We start from the raw sequence: 16,017 nt of genomic DNA, 5'->3' as shown, positions 1-16,017 counted from the left end.
TTCTACTTCCGGACGACCGATGTGACCGGGGCGATCGCCATGCCGGAAGGCGTCGAGATGGTGATGCCTGGCGACAACATCCAGATGACGGTCAAGCTGATCGCCCCGATCGCCATGGAAGAAGGTTTGCGCTTCGCCATCCGCGAGGGTGGGCGCACCGTCGGCGCCGGCGTCGTGGCCAAGATCATCGAGTAGTTCAGTGTTCAGACGCAGGGGCTGCTCGGTTCGCGGAGCGCCCCTGGTCTCTGCCGCAGGGGCATAGCTCAACTGGCAGAGCGTCGGTCTCCAAAACCGAAGGTTGGGGGTTCGATTCCCTCTGCCCCTGCCAATACGTAAGAAGTATGCAAAGCGGACCAAATGGCCGATAAGTTAAAGTTTGCGTTGGCGGTATTGCTGCTCGTCGCCGGCATCGCTGGCTTCTACCTGCTCGCCGAGCAGGCGATGATCTTGCGTGTCCTGTCGGTTCTTGCCGGAGCCGGGCTGGCCGCCGCCGTCGCCTGGCAGACCGAGCCGGGGCGCCAGTTTTTCGGCTTTGCCAAAGAGGCCACGACCGAAGCGAAAAAGGTCGTCTGGCCCTCGCGCAAGGAAACCGTCCAGACCACCGGTCTGGTGTTTGCCTTTGTGGTAGTAATGGCGCTCTTTCTCTGGTTGACCGACAAAGGCCTGGAGTGGGTTCTGTACGACCTGGTTCTTGGCTGGAGACAATCATGAGCATGCGCTGGTACGTGGTACACGCCTATTCGGGGTTCGAGAAGAGCGTGCAGCGCGCGTTGCTCGAGCGCATCCAGCGGCAGGGCATGGAGCACGCCTTTGGCCGAATTCTGGTACCCGTCGAAGAGGTAGTCGAGCTCAAGATGGGTCAGAAGAGCATTTCCGAGCGAAAGTTCTTCCCCGGCTATGTGCTGGTCGAAATGGAAATGAACGACGAGTCCTGGCACCTGGTCAAGAGCACGCCGAAAGTTACCGGGTTTGTCGGCGGTACCGCCAACAAACCGACGCCGATCTCCGAAAAGGAGGTCGCCAAGATCATGCAGCAAATCCAGGAAGGCGTCGAAAAGCCGCGTCCCAAGGTCCTGTTCGAGCCGGGCGAGGTGGTTCGCGTCAAGGAAGGACCGTTCACCGATTTTCATGGTGCGGTCGAGCAGGTGAACTACGAGAAGAATCGCTTGCGCGTGTCGGTAACCATTTTCGGTCGCCCCACCCCCGTCGAGCTGGAGTTTGCTCAAGTCGAGAAAGCCTGACCCGGCACGTGAGTTGCGGTGCGTGGATGTTCCCCGACGCACCGCAGTAGAGCGGCTCCCGGGCCGCATTTGTCGTTTGGGGAGCGCTGTCACGAGCGCGCTTGAACCCGTCTAAAGGAGTCCTACCGTGGCAAAGAAGATCATTGGTTACATCAAACTGCAGGTGCCGGCCGGCAAGGCGAACCCTTCGCCACCGATCGGTCCGGCGCTCGGCCAGCGCGGCCTGAATATCATGGAGTTCTGCAAGACCTTCAACGCCCAGACGCAGGGCATGGAGCCGGGTCTGCCGATTCCCGTGGTGATCACCGCTTTCGCGGACAAGAGCTTCACCTTCATCATGAAGACGCCGCCGGCGACCGTTCTGATCAAGAAGGCGATTGGCCTCCAGAAGGGTAGCGCCAAGCCGCTGACCAACAAGGTTGGCGTCCTGACCCGTGCGCAGTGCGAAGCGATCGCGACGCAAAAAATGCCGGACCTGACGGCTGGCGATCTGGACGCTGCCGTCCGTACCATCGCCGGCAGCGCCCGGACGATGGGCGTCACGGTGGAGGGAGTCTGAGATGGCAACTTTGAGCAAGCGCCAGAAGGCCGTCAAGGGCAGGATTAGCCGTAGCACCAGCGTCGCCGTCGCCGACGCGCTGAAGCTGGCCAAGGAATTGGCGACGGCCAAGTTCGACGAATCGATTGATGTCGCCGTCGGTCTGGGCGTGGATCCTCGCAAGTCCGATCAGATCGTGCGCGGTTCGGTGGTCCTGCCGGCCGGCACTGGCAAGACCATCCGCGTCGCTGTCTTCGCCCAGGGCGACAAGGCCGTGGCTGCCCGGGAGGCCGGCGCCGACATCGTCGGTTTCGAAGACCTGGCCGCCGAGATCAAGGCGGGCGTGATGAATTTCGATCGGGTCATCGCCACCCCGGATGCGATGCGCGTGGTCGGTCAGCTCGGTCAGATCCTTGGCCCGCGCGGCCTGATGCCGAACCCCAAGGTGGGAACGGTCACCATGGATGTGGCCACGGCCGTCAAGAACGCCAAGGCCGGTCAGGTGCAGTACCGTACCGACAAGGGTGGCATCATCCACAGCACGATCGGTCGCGCGTCCTTTGACGTCGACCGATTGGCGCTCAATCTCAAGGCGCTGGTCGATGCGCTGCTCAAGGCCAAGCCGGCAACGGCGAAAGGTCAGTATCTGCAAAGGATCGCGGTATCCAGCACGATGGGGCCTGGAATTCGCGTGGATCTGTCCACGCTTTAAGAAAGATCGTCCCGGCCACCATTGCAAGGTGGTCTGGCAAGGAACTTTGTTGGGCTGTTGGCGGTGCGTTTTCGCGCCGTTCACGGATCGTCAAAGACCGCAGGTGCCGAAGGTTGTCGCCGGAGGCTTAAGTGCGAAAGCGGCCTGCATAGGCGGTGCGCCCCGAGAAGGACTCCGCAGTGACCGGCACACGCCATTCACTGCCACCCCTGATCCAAGGTCGCCGTGGGTGCGGCGCATCCAGCCGGGTGCGCCGTCTGTTGACTTGAAGGGAGGAAGGGCCTGTGGGTCTTAATCTTGATGAAAAGAAAGCGGTCGTGGCCGAGGTGTCGGCCCGGATCGCTGCTGCACAGACGATGGTCGTGGCCGAGTACAGCGGTTTGCCGGTCGCTCACCTGACCCGTCTGCGAGCGCAGGCACGTGCTGCCGGGGTCTACCTGCGCGTGCTCAAGAACACGCTGGTGCGTCGGGCGGTCGAGGGCAGTGTCTTCGCCAGCCTGGCCGAGCAGATGACCGGACCGCTGATTTACAGCATCTCGGAGGACCCGGTTGCGGCGGCGAAAGTGCTCAGTGACTTCGCCAAGACCAATGACAAACTGATTCTCAAGGCCGGTAGCTACGCGGGCGAGCTTCTGGACCAGGCGGGGCTGCAGAGACTGGCTTCGGTTCCGAGTCGCGAGGTCTTGCTCGCTCAGTTGCTGGGGATTATGCAGGCGCCGGTCACCGGCTTTGCGTGTGCGCTGGCCGCCTTGGCCAAACAGCGGGAAGAAGCGGTCGCCTGATTGTCCGTCGGTTATTTTTGTGTATTCGGATTCGAGATTTGGGAGTTTATTGATTATGGCTATTAGCAAAGAAGACATCCTGGAAGCCGTCGGTGCGATGACGGTCATGGACCTGAATGACCTGGTCAAGGCGTTCGAAGAGAAATTCGGTGTTTCCGCCGCTTCGATGGCGGTGGCTGCGCCAGGCGCGGCCGCCGAGGTGGTTGAGGAACAGACCGAGTTCACCGTGATGCTGATGGCTAGCGGCGAGAAGAAGGTTGAAACGATCAAGGTCGTTCGCGCCGCTACCGGCCTCGGCCTGAAGGAAGCGAAGGACCTCGTTGACGGCGCACCGAAAGCGGTCAAGGAAGGCATTTCCAAGGCCGATGCTGACGCTCTCAGGAAGCTCCTTGAGGACGCTGGAGCCAAGGTCGAGGTCAAGTAATTCTGGCCCGGTGCTTCGGGCTGGCAGCCTTCAGGCTGCCAGCCCGTTTGTGCTTTTCAGGAAACAGCCTGGCGTCGTCGTGTTTCATGGACGCCTTGCGCTGCAGCGTGCAAACGCAAGGACGAGTGGCGCCGGCGGCAAGAGCAGAGCGACGATGCTCTTTCCCGGTCAGGTGCTAATCGCATTGCGTTTGTCCGTTGCCCACTGGCGGGTCTGGCGACTGTCGCTGGTGTGCACTAGAGGATTTGCCTTCTGAGTTCGGAGCAACCATGAACTACTCCTACACCGAGAAAAAGCGTATCCGCAAGAGCTTCGCCAAGCGCGCCAACGTGCTCGAAGTGCCGTACTTGCTGGCAACCCAGTTGGAGTCATTCTCTGCCTTCCTGCAGCGAACGGTTCCCGTGGCGCAACGCAAGAATCAGGGTTTGCAGGCGGCGTTTTCTTCGATCTTCCCGATCGTCAGCCATAGCGGGAATGCGCGGCTGGAGTTCGTAAGCTTTGCCCTCTCCGAGCCGGCGTTCGATGTCAAGGAGTGCCACCAGCGCGGCCTGACGTTCGCCTCGGCCTTGCGGGCGAAGGTCCGTCTGGTGATCCTCGACCGCGAAACGCCGGATACCATCAAGGAAGTCAAGGAGCAGGAAGTCTACATGGGCGAAATTCCGCTGATGACTTCGACCGGATCATTCGTCATCAATGGCACCGAGCGGGTCATCGTCTCGCAGCTGCATCGCTCGCCGGGCGTTTTTTTCGAGCACGACCGCGGCAAGACCCACAGTTCGGGCAAGCTGCTTTTCTCGGCGCGGGTGATTCCTTACCGTGGTTCGTGGCTTGATTTCGAATTCGACCCGAAAGACCTGCTGTTCTTCCGCGTAGACCGCCGCCGGAAGATGCCGGTAACGACGCTGCTGAAGGCCATTGGCCTGACGCCGCAACGTATCCTGCGGGAATTCTTCGAGTTCGACACCTTCTTGCTGGGCAAGAAGGTGATCGAGTTCGCGCTGGTCCCCGAACGTCTGCGTGGCGAAGTGGCGCGCTTCGACTTCAACGACGCTTCCGGGAACCTGATCATCGCCAAGGACAAGCGCATTACCGCCAAGCATATCCGTGAACTCGATGCCGCGGGGATCAAGCACCACGCGGTCCCGGATGACTTCGTCGTTGGTCGCGTGGTTGCCGAGGACATTGTGGACCCGGGCAGCGGCGAGATCCTGGCCAACGCCAATGACGAGATTACCGAAACGCTGCTGGCCAAGGTCGTCGAGGCCGGCATCGAGTCCTTGCGCACTCTGTACATCAATGATCTCGACCGCGGCGGTTTCATTTCTCAGACCTTGCGCACCGACGATACGGCCACCCGACAGGCGGCGCGCATCGCCATCTACCGCATGATGCGACCGGGCGAGCCGCCGACGGAAGAAGCCGTCGAGATCCTTTTTCACGGGCTGTTTTACTCCGATGACCGCTACGATCTCTCAGCCGTCGGCCGCATGAAATTCAACCGCCGAGTCGGGCGCAAGGACGTCGTCGAGCACAAGATCATGGTCAAGCACGTGCCGTCCAGGCGCGAGGGGATCGTCAAGCTGCTCAATGACGCTTTGGGTGACTCGGTGGCGTCCGCCGAGCAGCTGCTTGGCGAGTTGAGCCACGGGCCGCGGGCGGTTGCCGAAAACCTGACCGAGGCGGCGGCGGTGGCGCTCTTCGAGCAGCTGAAAGCTGCGGGGGTCAGCGGCGAAGTGCGGGAACAGCTGACCCTTTCGCCACGCGACATCGTTGAAGTCATCAAGCTGCTCGTCGAATTGCGCAATGGGCGTGGCGAAGTTGACGACATCGACCACCTCGGCAATCGTCGCGTTCGCTCGGTCGGTGAGCTGGCCGAGAATCAGTTCCGGGCCGGGCTGGTGCGCGTCGAGCGCGCGGTCAAGGAACGCCTGTCGCAGGCTGAATCCGACAATCTGATGCCGCATGATCTGATCAACGCCAAGCCGATCAGTGCTGCAGTGCGGGAGTTCTTCGGTTCCAGCCAGCTGTCGCAATTCATGGACCAGACCAACCCGCTTTCGGAGATCACCCACAAGCGTCGCGTTTCGGCACTTGGCCCGGGTGGCCTGACGCGCGAGCGCGCCGGTTTTGAAGTTCGCGACGTGCATCCGACGCACTACGGCCGAGTCTGCCCGATCGAAACACCGGAAGGCCCGAACATCGGTCTGATCAACTCCCTGGCCCTTTTCGCGCGCACCAACGAGTATGGTTTTCTCGAAACACCGTACCGGAAAGTGGCCGACGGTCGGGTGAGCAATCAGATCGAATACCTGTCGGCGATCGAAGAGGGCGCCTATATCATCGCCCAGGCCAACTCCGATCTCGGTGAAGCGGGTGCCCTGACCGACGAACTGGTGACCTGCCGCGAAAAGGGGGAAACGATCCTCGCCGAGCCGGCGCGTGTCCAGTACATGGACGTTGCTCCCAGCCAGATCGTTTCGGTGGCCGCGTCGCTGATCCCCTTTCTTGAGCACGACGATGCCAACCGCGCGCTGATGGGTGCCAACATGCAGCGGCAGGCGGTGCCCTGCCTGCGTCCGGAGAAGCCGCTGGTGGGCACCGGCATCGAGCGCACGGTAGCGGTCGATTCGGGTACGGCGGTGCAGGCGCTGCGCGGCGGCGTGGTCGACTACGTCGACGCTTCGCGGGTGGTGGTGCGGGTCAATGACGATGAGACCGGTCCGGGTGAAGTCGGCGTCGATATTTACAATCTGGTCAAGTACATCCGCTCCAACCAGAACACCAACATCAACCAGCGGCCACTGGTGCGGGTCGGTGACGTCATTGCCAAGGCCGATGTGGTGGCCGACGGCGCGTCGACCGACAAGGGTGAACTGGCGCTTGGTCAGAACATGCTGGTCGCCTTCATGCCCTGGAACGGCTACAACTTCGAGGACTCGATCCTGATTTCCGAGCGCGTCGTCGCCGAGGACCGGTTCACCTCGATCCACATCGAGGAGCTGACCGTTGTCGCGCGCGACACCAAGCTTGGTCCAGAGGAAATCACTCGCGATATCGCCTCGCTCGGTGAATCGCAGCTGTCGCGGCTCGACGAGTCGGGGATCGTCTACATCGGTGCCGAAGTCGAAGCCGGTGACGTGCTGGTCGGTAAGGTGACGCCGAAGGGCGAGACCCAGTTGACCCCCGAAGAGAAGCTCTTGCGCGCGATCTTTGGCGAGAAGGCATCCGACGTGAAGGACACCTCGCTGCGCGTGCAGTCAGGCATCGCCGGTACCGTCATCGACGTTCAGGTGTTCACCCGCGAGGGTATCGAGCGCGACAAGCGCGCGCAGTCGATCATCGACGACCACTTGCGCAGCTACAAGCTCGACCTTGCCGATCAGTTGCGGATCGTCGAGCGCGATGCTTTCGCACGGGTCGAGCGAATGATCGTCGGCAAGCCGGCCAACGGCGGGCCGAAGAGGCTGGCCAAGGGCACGCCGATTGCCCAGGAGTACCTCGACGGCATCGAGCCGCACCATTGGTTCGATATCCGGATGGCCGACGAGGAGGTGGCGCATCAGCTGGAGTCGCTGCGCGAGGGCCTGGAGCAGACGCGCAAGGGCTTCGATGTTGCCTTCGAGGAAAAGCGCAAGAAGCTCACCCAGGGTGACGAGTTGCCGCCGGGCGTGCAGAAGATGGTCAAGGTCTACGTGGCGGTCAAACGTCGCTTGCAGGCCGGCGACAAGATGGCTGGCCGGCACGGCAACAAGGGTGTTGTTTCGCGCATCGTGCCGGTCGAGGACATGCCGTACATGGCCGATGGCCGTCCGGTGGATATCGTTCTGAATCCGCTCGGCGTGCCTTCGCGGATGAACGTTGGCCAGATTCTCGAGGTCCACCTCGGACTTGCCGCCAAAGGCCTCGGCTTCAGGATCGGCGGGATGCTTCGCCGGCAGGCGACCGCCAAGGAGGTACGTGCTTTTCTCGAACAGATCTACAACAGCACCGGCAAGTGCGAAGATCTCGACCAGCTCAATGACGGCGAGATCCTGGAAATGGCGGGTAACCTCGAAGCCGGCGTGCCGTTCGCAACGCCGGTTTTCGACGGCGCCAAGGAGTCGGAGATCAAGGCCATGCTGGCCTTGGCCGGCATGCCGGAATCCGGCCAGATGACGCTGTACGATGGCCGAACCGGCGAGCGATTTGAGCGCCAGGTTACTGTTGGCTACATGCATGTTTTGAAGCTGCATCACCTGGTCGACGACAAGATGCACGCGCGGTCGACCGGTCCGTACTCGCTGGTGACGCAGCAGCCGCTGGGTGGAAAGGCGCAGTTCGGTGGCCAGCGCTTCGGCGAAATGGAGGTATGGGCACTCGAGGCCTACGGCGCTTCCTACGTGTTGCAGGAGATGCTGACCGTCAAGTCCGACGACGTGAACGGCCGCACCAAGGTGTACGAGAATATCGTCAAGGGTGACCACAAGATCGAGGCCGGGATGCCCGAGTCCTTCAACGTACTGGTCAAGGAAATCCGTTCGTTGGCGATCGATATCGATCTCGAGCGCTTCTGATTGTTTGCCGCGGGGTGGAGCGGTGAGGCGTGTGCGTTTCCAAGCCACACCTCGCCAGGCCCCTGGCACCTCACGCCTCACTGGAGCAAAAGATGAAAGCACTGCTTGATTTGTTTAGGCAGGTGACGCAGGAAGAACAGTTCGACGCGATCACCATTGGTCTCGCCTCGCCGGAGAAGATTCGCTCGTGGTCCTATGGCGAAGTCAAGAAACCGGAGACGATCAACTATCGGACCTTCAAGCCGGAGCGCGACGGTCTGTTCTGCGCCAAGATCTTTGGCCCGATCAAGGACTACGAGTGCCTGTGCGGCAAGTACAAGCGGCTGAAGCATCGTGGCGTCATTTGCGAGAAGTGTGGCGTTGAGGTGACGCTGGCCAAGGTTCGTCGTGAGCGCATGGCGCACATCGATCTGGCCAGTCCGGTCGCCCACATCTGGTTTCTCAAGAGCCTGCCCAGCCGTCTGGGGATGGTTCTTGACATGACCCTGCGCGACATCGAGCGGGTCCTCTACTTTGAGGCGTTCGTGGTCTACGATCCGGGGATGACCCCGCTGGCTCGCGCCCAGTTGCTGACCGAGGACGACTACCTGGCAAAGGTCGAGGAGTACGGCGACGACTTCTATGCGGCGATGGGCGCCGAAGGTATCCGCGAGCTGCTGCGCTCGATCGATCTGGCTCGCGAAGTCGAAACGCTGCGTTCGGAACTCGAAACGACGACTTCGGAAACCAAGAGCAAGAAGTTCTCCAAGCGGCTGAAAATCCTCGAAGGCTTTCAGAAGTCGGGAATCAAGCCGGAATGGATGGTGCTCGAAGTGCTGCCGGTGCTGCCGCCCGACTTGCGCCCGCTGGTACCACTTGACGGGGGTCGTTTTGCGACCTCCGATCTCAACGATCTCTATCGCCGCGTGATCAACCGCAACAACCGCCTGAAGCGTTTGCTCGAGTTGAAGGCACCGGAAATCATTGTCCGCAACGAGAAGCGGATGCTCCAGGAGGCTGTCGATTCCCTGCTCGACAACGGGCGTCGTGGCAAGGCAATGACCGGGGCCAACAAGCGTCCGCTGAAGTCGCTGGCCGACATGATCAAGGGCAAGGGCGGTCGTTTTCGCCAGAACCTGCTCGGCAAGCGCGTGGACTACTCAGGGCGCTCGGTGATCGTCGTCGGGCCGCAGCTCAAGCTGCATCAATGTGGTTTGCCAAAGCTGATGGCGCTGGAGTTGTTCAAGCCTTTCATCTTCAACCGGCTCGAAGGAATGGGTCTGGCGACGACCATCAAGCAGGCGAAGAAGATGGTCGAGACCCAGGAGGCGGTGGTCTGGGACATCCTGGAAGAAGTGATTCGCGAGCACCCGATCATGCTCAACCGGGCGCCGACGCTACACCGCCTGGGCATCCAGGCGTTCGAGCCGACGCTGATCGAAGGCAAGGCGATCCAGTTGCACCCGCTGGTTTGCGCGGCCTTCAATGCCGACTTCGACGGTGACCAGATGGCCGTTCACGTGCCGCTGTCGCTCGAGGCACAAATGGAAGCGCGGACGCTGATGCTGGCCTCGAACAACGTCCTGTCGCCGGCCAACGGGGAGCCGATCATCGTTCCATCGCAGGACATCGTTCTCGGTTTGTACTACGCCACCCGCGAGGATATCAACGCCCGCGGCGAGGGGATGATGTTCCCTGACCTGGCCGAGGTGACGCGCGCCATGCAGGCCGGCGAACTCGACCTGCACGCGCGGATTTCGGTCCGCATCACCGAGTACGAGAGCGACGGCGAGAATGGCTGGGTGGAGCAGGTCAGGCGCTACCAGACGACCGCCGGGCGCGCGCTGCTGTCCGAGATCCTGCCGAAGGGCTTGCCCTACAGCCTGATCGACAAGACCCTCAAGAAGAAGGAAATCTCGAAGCTGATCAACGCCGCCTTCCGCCGCTGCGGTCTTAAGGAGACCGTTGTTTTCGCCGACAAGCTGATGCAGAACGGCTACCGCCTGGCAACCCGGGCCGGTATTTCGATCTGCTCCGACGACATGCTGGTGCCGGCGCAGAAGCGCGAAATCATTGCCGCAGCCGAAGACGAAGTCAAGGAAATCGAAAACCAGTACACCAACGGTCTGGTAACCAATGGCGAGCGCTACAACAAGGTTGTGGATATCTGGGGGCGGACTGGCGATCAGGTGGCCAAGGTGATGATGGATCAACTCGGCCACGAGGAAGTGACCAATCGTCAGGGCATCAAGGAAAGGCAGGAGTCGTTCAATTCGATCTTCATGATGGCCGATTCGGGAGCGCGCGGTTCGGCGGCGCAGATTCGCCAACTGGCCGGAATGCGCGGTCTGATGGCCAAGCCGGATGGATCGATCATCGAAACGCCGATCACGACCAATTTCCGTGAGGGTCTGAACGTTCTCCAGTACTTCATCTCGACCCACGGAGCGCGCAAGGGCTTGGCGGATACGGCCCTGAAGACCGCCAACTCGGGTTACCTGACGCGTCGGCTGGTCGACGTGACACAGGATCTGGTGGTCATCGAGGACGATTGCGGAACCAGCAACGGCGTCACCATGAAGGCCCTGATCGAGGGCGGTGAAGTCATCGAGGCGATTCGCGAGCGGATTCTCGGTCGCGTTACCGCTGCCGACGTGGTCGACTCGGACACCCAGGAGACGGTCATTGAACAAGGGACGCTGATCAGCGAGGATCATTGTGATCTGATCGACCGGCTGGGCATCGACGAAGTCAAGGTCCGCACGCCGCTGACCTGCGATACGCGTTACGGCCTGTGCGCCCAATGCTACGGCCGCGACCTGGGTCGTGGTTCGCCGGTCAATGTTGGTGAAGCGGTCGGCGTCATGGCCGCGCAATCGATTGGTGAGCCGGGAACGCAGTTGACCATGCGGACCTTTCACGTCGGTGGCGCCGCGTCGCGCGCCGCTGTCGCCAGCCATGTCGAGACGCACAGTGCCGGAGTGGTGCGTTTCACTTCGAGCATGCGGTACGTGACCAGTGCCAAGGGCGAGAAGATCGTCATCACCCGGTCGGGCGAAATCCTGATCGTCGACGACAGTGGCCGCGAGCGCGAAAAGCACAAGGTGCCCTATGGGGCAACGCTGAAGGTCGTTGACGGCGAGGCGGTGAAAGCCGGTGCCCGACTGGCCGCGTGGGATCCGCATACCCGCCCGATGATCGCCGAATACTCGGGGCTGGTAAAGTTCGAGAACGTCGAGGAAGGGGTTACCGTCGCCAAGCAGATCGACGATGTCACCGGACTATCGACGCTGGTGGCAATCGATCCGAAGCGCGGTGGCAAGGTGCCGAGCAAGGGGCTTCGCCCACAGGTCCGGCTGTTCGACCCCGACGGCGAAGAAGTCAAGATGCACGGCAGCGATCACCCGGTGACCATCACCTTTCAGGTGGGCGCGATCATCAACGTGTTCGATGGACAAACGATTTCGGTCGGCGATGTGCTCGCGCGCCTGCCGCAGGAGTCGGCCAAGACGCGCGACATCACGGGTGGTCTGCCGCGAGTTGCCGAACTCTTCGAAGCGCGTACTCCCAAGGATGCAGGGATGCTTGCGGAATTTACCGGGACGATGTCCTTCGGTAAGGACACCAAGGGCAAACAGCGCCTGGTCATTACCGATCTCGAAGGCGTCACCCATGAATACCTGATCCTGAAGGACAAGCACGTCCTGGTGCATGATGGGCAGGTGGTGAACAAAGGCGAGTCGATCGTCGATGGAGCTCCCGATCCGCACGACATTCTCCGTCTGCTGGGAGTCGAGGCGCTGGCCGTCTACATTACCGATGAGGTGCAGGACGTCTACCGGCTGCAGGGCGTCAAGATCAACGACAAGCATATCGAGGTGATTGTTCGCCAGATGCTGCGCCGAGTGAACGTGCTTGACCCCGGCGATACCAAGTTCATCAAGGGCGAGCAGGTCGAGCGCGCGCACCTGCTCGACGAAAACGACCACATGATCGCCGCCGGCAAGCTGCCCGCCACCTACGAGCACGTGCTGCTGGGGATCACCAAGGCTTCGTTGTCGACCGATTCGTTCATTTCCGCAGCGTCCTTCCAGGAAACGACCCGCGTGTTGACCGAGGCGGCGATCATGGGCAAGCGTGACGAACTTCGCGGACTCAAGGAAAATGTCATCGTCGGTCGCCTGATTCCCGCCGGCACCGGTCTCGCCTACCACAACACCCGCAAGAAAAACGCCGCTGGTGAGGACCTCGCTGTGGGAAGCGGGCTGGCTGGAAACGACCTCCCAAGCAGCGAAGAGAGTGCTCAGGACGCGCCGGTTGCTTGACTTGAAGTGCGATAGACCCTAGAATCGCCGGTCTTTGTCGCCGACGCCGTACTGCTGCGTCGGCTTGTCACTGAAATCGCCGAGGCGGCCTTTGTGGTCCGCCTTGGTTTTTTGCAGACGCCGCGTGGATCTCGAGACGAGCGCTGCACTGAACATAAGGTGGAAACATGCCAACCATTAACCAGCTGGTGCGCAAGCCAAGAGAGGCCGTTCGCACCAAGAGCAAGGTCCCGGCGCTGGGGAATTGCCCTCAGAAACGGGGAGTCTGCACCCGCGTGTACACGACCACGCCGAAGAAGCCGAACTCCGCGCTGCGCAAGGTCTGCAAGGTCCGCCTGACGAATGGCTTCGAGGTCATTTCGTACATCGGCGGTGAAGGACACAATCTGCAGGAGCACTCGGTGGTGCTGATCCGCGGCGGTCGTGTCAAGGACTTGCCTGGTGTGCGCTATCACACCGTGCGCGGTTCGCTGGATACCCAGGGTGTCAAGAAGCGCAAGCAGAGTCGTTCCAAGTACGGGACCAAGCGCCAAAAGGCTGCTTGATTTTCGTCCGAGTAAGGGCCGCTCCAGCTGGGCGGCCGGGAGAGCCAAGCGCCTTGGCCGGCTCTTCGACTGAATTGTGACTATGAGAGGTTGCTATGCCCCGTCGTCGTGAAGTTCCAAAGCGCGATATCCTGCCGGATCCCAAGTTCGGCAGCGTCGATGTTTCGAAATTTGTCAATACGATCATGAAGAGCGGCAAGAAGTCCGTCGCCGAGCGCATCGTCTATGGTGCCTTTGACCAGATCGTCACCAAGACCAGCAAGGACCCGCTGGAAGTGTTCGGCTCGGCCCTGGGCAACATCAGGCCGCTGGTCGAAGTCAAGAGCCGCCGCGTCGGTGGCGCCAACTACCAAGTGCCGGTCGAGGTGCGCCCGAGCCGTCGGATGGCCCTGGCCATGCGCTGGTTGCGGGAGGCTGCGCGCAAGCGCTCGGAGAAGTCGATGGGTCAGCGCCTGGCTGCCGAGATGCTCGAAGCATCGGAAAGCCGCGGTGGAGCGGTCAAGAAGCGTGACGAAGTCCATCGCATGGCCGAAGCCAACAAGGCGTTTGCCCACTTCCGCTTCTAGGTACTTCCGCTTCCAGGTCATACCCATGCGTCGCATGTCGACGACCGCTCTTTATTCGTGAAGGTTCATTACTGTGGCACGTAAAACCCCCATCGAGCGTTACCGGAACATCGGTATCAGCGCTCACATTGACGCCGGCAAAACGACGGCGACCGAGCGTATCCTGTTCTACACGGGCGTCAACCACAAGATCGGCGAAGTGCACGATGGTGCTGCTACCATGGACTGGATGGCGCAGGAGCAGGAGCGCGGCATCACCATTACCTCGGCGGCCACCACCTGCTTCTGGAAGGGTATGCAGCTTGACCGCCCGGAGCACCGGATAAATATCATCGATACTCCGGGTCACGTCGACTTCACGATTGAAGTAGAGCGCTCGATGCGTGTTCTCGATGGCGCGTGCATGATTTATTGCGCGGTTGGCGGTGTGCAACCGCAGTCCGAGACGGTGTGGCGTCAGGCTACCAAGTACAAGGTGCCGCGTCTGGCCTTCGTCAACAAAATGGATCGGCAGGGTGCCGACTTCCTGAAGGTTGTCGAACAGATGAAGACACGCCTCAAAGCCAATCCCGTGCCGATCGTCATTCCGATCGGCAAGGAGGATTACTTCGAGGGTGTCGTCGATCTGATCAAGATGAAGGCCATCGTCTGGGATGAGGCCTCGCTAGGGATGAAGTTCGACTATCGGGAAATTCCCGCCGAGTTGCTGGCCGAGGCCGACGAGTGGCGCGGCAAGATGGTCGAGGCCGCTGCCGAGTCGTCGGAAGAGTTGATGGACAAGTACCTCGAGCAGGGCGACCTGGACGAGGCGGACGTGATCAAGGGTTTGCGCGCGCGGACGCTGGCTTGCGAGATTCAGCCAGCGTTGTGCGGAACCGCTTTCAAGAACAAGGGCGTGCAGCGCATGCTCGACGCGGTGATCGACTTGCTGCCGTCGCCGGTGGATATTCCACCTGTTGTTGGTGAGAAAGATAACGGCGAGCCTGATTCCCGTGCGCCATCGGATACCGCCAAGTTTTCCGCGCTTGCCTTCAAGCTGATGACCGACCCCTACGTCGGCCAGTTGACCTTCATCCGCGTGTACTCGGGCGTTCTGAAATCGGGTGATACCATCTACAACCCGATCAAGGGTCGCCGGGAGCGCATCGGGCGCGTGTTGCAGATGCACGCCAACAACCGCGAGGAGATCAAGGAGGTCTATGCGGGCGACATCGCGGCTTGCGTTGGCCTCAAGGAAGTAACCACCGGCGAGACGCTGTGCGATCCGTTGGCGATCATTACCCTGGTACGGATGGTCTTCCCGGAACCGGTAATCCACGTCGCCGTCGAGCCGAAAACCAAGCCCGACCAGGAGAAAATGGGCATCGCCCTTGGCCGCCTTGCACAAGAGGATCCGTCGTTTCGCGTGCGCACCGACGAGGAGTCGGGGCAGACGATCATCTCGGGAATGGGCGAGTTGCACCTGGAGATCATTGTCGACCGCCTGAAGCGCGAGTTCGGCGTCGAAGCCAACGTCGGCGCACCGCAAGTGGCCTACCGCGAGTGCATCAAGAAGTCGGTCGAGCAGGAAGGGAAATTCGTCAAGCAGTCGGGCGGCCGCGGTCAGTACGGCCACGTCTGGCTGAAGATCGAGCCCAACGAGACCGGCAAGGGTTACGAGTTCGTCGACGCCATCAAGGGTGGGACGGTGCCCCGCGAGTATATCCCGGCAGTCGACAAGGGCCTGCAGGACGCGGTTGGCAGTGGCGTTCTGGCCGGCTTCCCGGTGGTCGACATCAAGTTCACGCTGTTTGAAGGCTCCTACCACGACGTTGACTCCAACGAGAACGCTTTCCGCATGGCTGCCGCCATCGCCTTCAAAGAGGGCATGCGCCGCGCCTCGCCGACGCTGCTGGAGCCGATGATGGCGGTCGAAGTCGAGACGCCGGAAGACTATATGGGCAACGTGATGGGCGACCTGTCGAGCCGTCGCGGCATGGTGCAGGGAATGGAAGATCTGCCCGGCAACATCAAGGCGGTCCGCGCCGAGGTGCCGCTGGCCGAGATGTTCGGTTATTCGACCACCTTGCGCTCGCTGTCGCAGGGCCGGGCGACCTACTCGATGGAATTCAAGCACTACGCCGAAGCACCGAAGAACGTCGCCGAGGCGATCATCAACAAGAAGTGATTCTGTAACTGACTCTGTTATTGAAGGATACGGGAAATGGCAAAGGGAAAATTCGAACGCAAGAAGCCGCACGTCAATGTCGGCACGATTGGGCACGTTGACCACGGCAAGACCACGCTGACGGCGGCGATCACGACCATTCTGGCCAGGAAGTTCGGCGGCACGGCGAAGGCCTACGACCAGAT

At 61.2% G+C, this 16,017-nt stretch carries 12 protein-coding genes, 1 tRNA gene and 1 pseudogene; all 14 read left to right on the top strand.

Features of this window, described 5'->3' with window-relative positions; translation table 11 throughout:
• Nucleotides 1–195 (top strand): annotated as a pseudogene (tuf, locus tag Q1L50_RS00090) (elongation factor Tu); the annotation flags it as partial.
• A 57-nt stretch (nucleotides 196–252) separates the two neighbouring features.
• Nucleotides 253–328, top strand: a tRNA-Trp gene (locus tag Q1L50_RS00085).
• 29 nt (nucleotides 329–357) lie between these two features.
• Nucleotides 358–711: a preprotein translocase subunit SecE gene (secE, locus tag Q1L50_RS00080; RefSeq protein WP_300334999.1), complete on the top strand. Its 354-nt coding sequence runs from the start codon at nucleotides 358–360 to the stop codon at nucleotides 709–711.
• Nucleotides 708–1,241 (top strand): transcription termination/antitermination protein NusG, encoded by a 534-nt coding sequence (gene nusG, locus Q1L50_RS00075; RefSeq protein ID WP_300334997.1) that lies wholly within the window; start codon nucleotides 708–710, stop codon nucleotides 1,239–1,241. Before secE ends, nusG begins: the two co-directional genes overlap by 4 nt.
• Before the next feature lie 127 nt (nucleotides 1,242–1,368).
• Nucleotides 1,369–1,800 carry a 50S ribosomal protein L11 gene (gene rplK / locus Q1L50_RS00070; protein WP_300334995.1) on the top strand — a complete coding sequence of 144 codons (432 nt, stop codon included), beginning with the start codon at nucleotides 1,369–1,371 and terminating at the stop codon, nucleotides 1,798–1,800.
• Between the two features lies 1 nt (nucleotide 1,801).
• Complete coding sequence (rplA, locus tag Q1L50_RS00065) at nucleotides 1,802–2,491, top strand: 50S ribosomal protein L1 (RefSeq protein WP_300334994.1); 690 nt, start codon at nucleotides 1,802–1,804, stop codon at nucleotides 2,489–2,491.
• A 284-nt stretch (nucleotides 2,492–2,775) separates the two neighbouring features.
• The gene (gene rplJ, locus Q1L50_RS00060) at nucleotides 2,776–3,273 is read left to right on the top strand and encodes a 50S ribosomal protein L10 (protein ID WP_300334992.1); all 498 of its coding nucleotides are present in this window, start codon (nucleotides 2,776–2,778) and stop codon (nucleotides 3,271–3,273) included.
• Nucleotides 3,274–3,328: 55 nt separating this feature from the next.
• Nucleotides 3,329–3,697: a 50S ribosomal protein L7/L12 gene (gene rplL / locus Q1L50_RS00055; protein WP_300334991.1), complete on the top strand. Its 369-nt coding sequence runs from the start codon at nucleotides 3,329–3,331 to the stop codon at nucleotides 3,695–3,697.
• Nucleotides 3,698–3,966: 269 nt separating this feature from the next.
• Complete coding sequence (gene rpoB / locus Q1L50_RS00050; protein ID WP_300334989.1) at nucleotides 3,967–8,250, top strand: DNA-directed RNA polymerase subunit beta; 4,284 nt, start codon at nucleotides 3,967–3,969, stop codon at nucleotides 8,248–8,250.
• A gap of 92 nt (nucleotides 8,251–8,342) precedes the next feature.
• Entirely contained in the window at nucleotides 8,343–12,554 is a 4,212-nt protein-coding gene (gene rpoC, locus Q1L50_RS00045) for a DNA-directed RNA polymerase subunit beta' (RefSeq protein WP_300334988.1), read from the top strand.
• A 167-nt stretch (nucleotides 12,555–12,721) separates the two neighbouring features.
• Nucleotides 12,722–13,099: a 30S ribosomal protein S12 gene (rpsL, locus tag Q1L50_RS00040; protein WP_300334987.1), complete on the top strand. Its 378-nt coding sequence runs from the start codon at nucleotides 12,722–12,724 to the stop codon at nucleotides 13,097–13,099.
• Nucleotides 13,100–13,194: 95 nt separating this feature from the next.
• Nucleotides 13,195–13,665 carry a 30S ribosomal protein S7 gene (gene rpsG / locus Q1L50_RS00035; protein WP_300334986.1) on the top strand — a complete coding sequence of 157 codons (471 nt, stop codon included), beginning with the start codon at nucleotides 13,195–13,197 and terminating at the stop codon, nucleotides 13,663–13,665.
• Nucleotides 13,666–13,738: 73 nt separating this feature from the next.
• Complete coding sequence (gene fusA, locus Q1L50_RS00030) at nucleotides 13,739–15,832, top strand: elongation factor G (RefSeq protein ID WP_300334985.1); 2,094 nt, start codon at nucleotides 13,739–13,741, stop codon at nucleotides 15,830–15,832.
• 36 nt (nucleotides 15,833–15,868) lie between these two features.
• Nucleotides 15,869–16,017 (top strand): GTP-binding protein (locus Q1L50_RS00025; RefSeq protein WP_300335001.1); only part of this gene is annotated, 149 nt, incomplete at its 3' end.

Source organism: Accumulibacter sp. (assembly GCF_029255145.1).
Lineage (GTDB): Bacteria > Pseudomonadota > Gammaproteobacteria > Burkholderiales > Rhodocyclaceae > Accumulibacter.
The sequence above is the reverse complement of the archived record's forward strand: the minus strand, read 5'-3'. Positions and strand labels throughout refer to the sequence as shown.

What these genes read in the sequence shown, in the direction of transcription:
- secE (WP_300334999.1), top strand. Translation starts at nt 358, where the DNA reads ATGGCCGATAAGTTAAAGTTTGCGTTGGCGGTATTGCTGCTCGTCGCC.
- nusG (WP_300334997.1), top strand. Translation starts at nt 708, where the DNA reads ATGAGCATGCGCTGGTACGTGGTACACGCCTATTCGGGGTTCGAGAAG.
- rplA (WP_300334994.1), top strand. Translation starts at nt 1,802, where the DNA reads ATGGCAACTTTGAGCAAGCGCCAGAAGGCCGTCAAGGGCAGGATTAGC.
- rplL (WP_300334991.1), top strand. Translation starts at nt 3,329, where the DNA reads ATGGCTATTAGCAAAGAAGACATCCTGGAAGCCGTCGGTGCGATGACG.
- rpoB (WP_300334989.1), top strand. Translation starts at nt 3,967, where the DNA reads ATGAACTACTCCTACACCGAGAAAAAGCGTATCCGCAAGAGCTTCGCC.
- rpoC (WP_300334988.1), top strand. Translation starts at nt 8,343, where the DNA reads ATGAAAGCACTGCTTGATTTGTTTAGGCAGGTGACGCAGGAAGAACAG.
- rpsL (WP_300334987.1), top strand. Translation starts at nt 12,722, where the DNA reads ATGCCAACCATTAACCAGCTGGTGCGCAAGCCAAGAGAGGCCGTTCGC.
- rpsG (WP_300334986.1), top strand. Translation starts at nt 13,195, where the DNA reads ATGCCCCGTCGTCGTGAAGTTCCAAAGCGCGATATCCTGCCGGATCCC.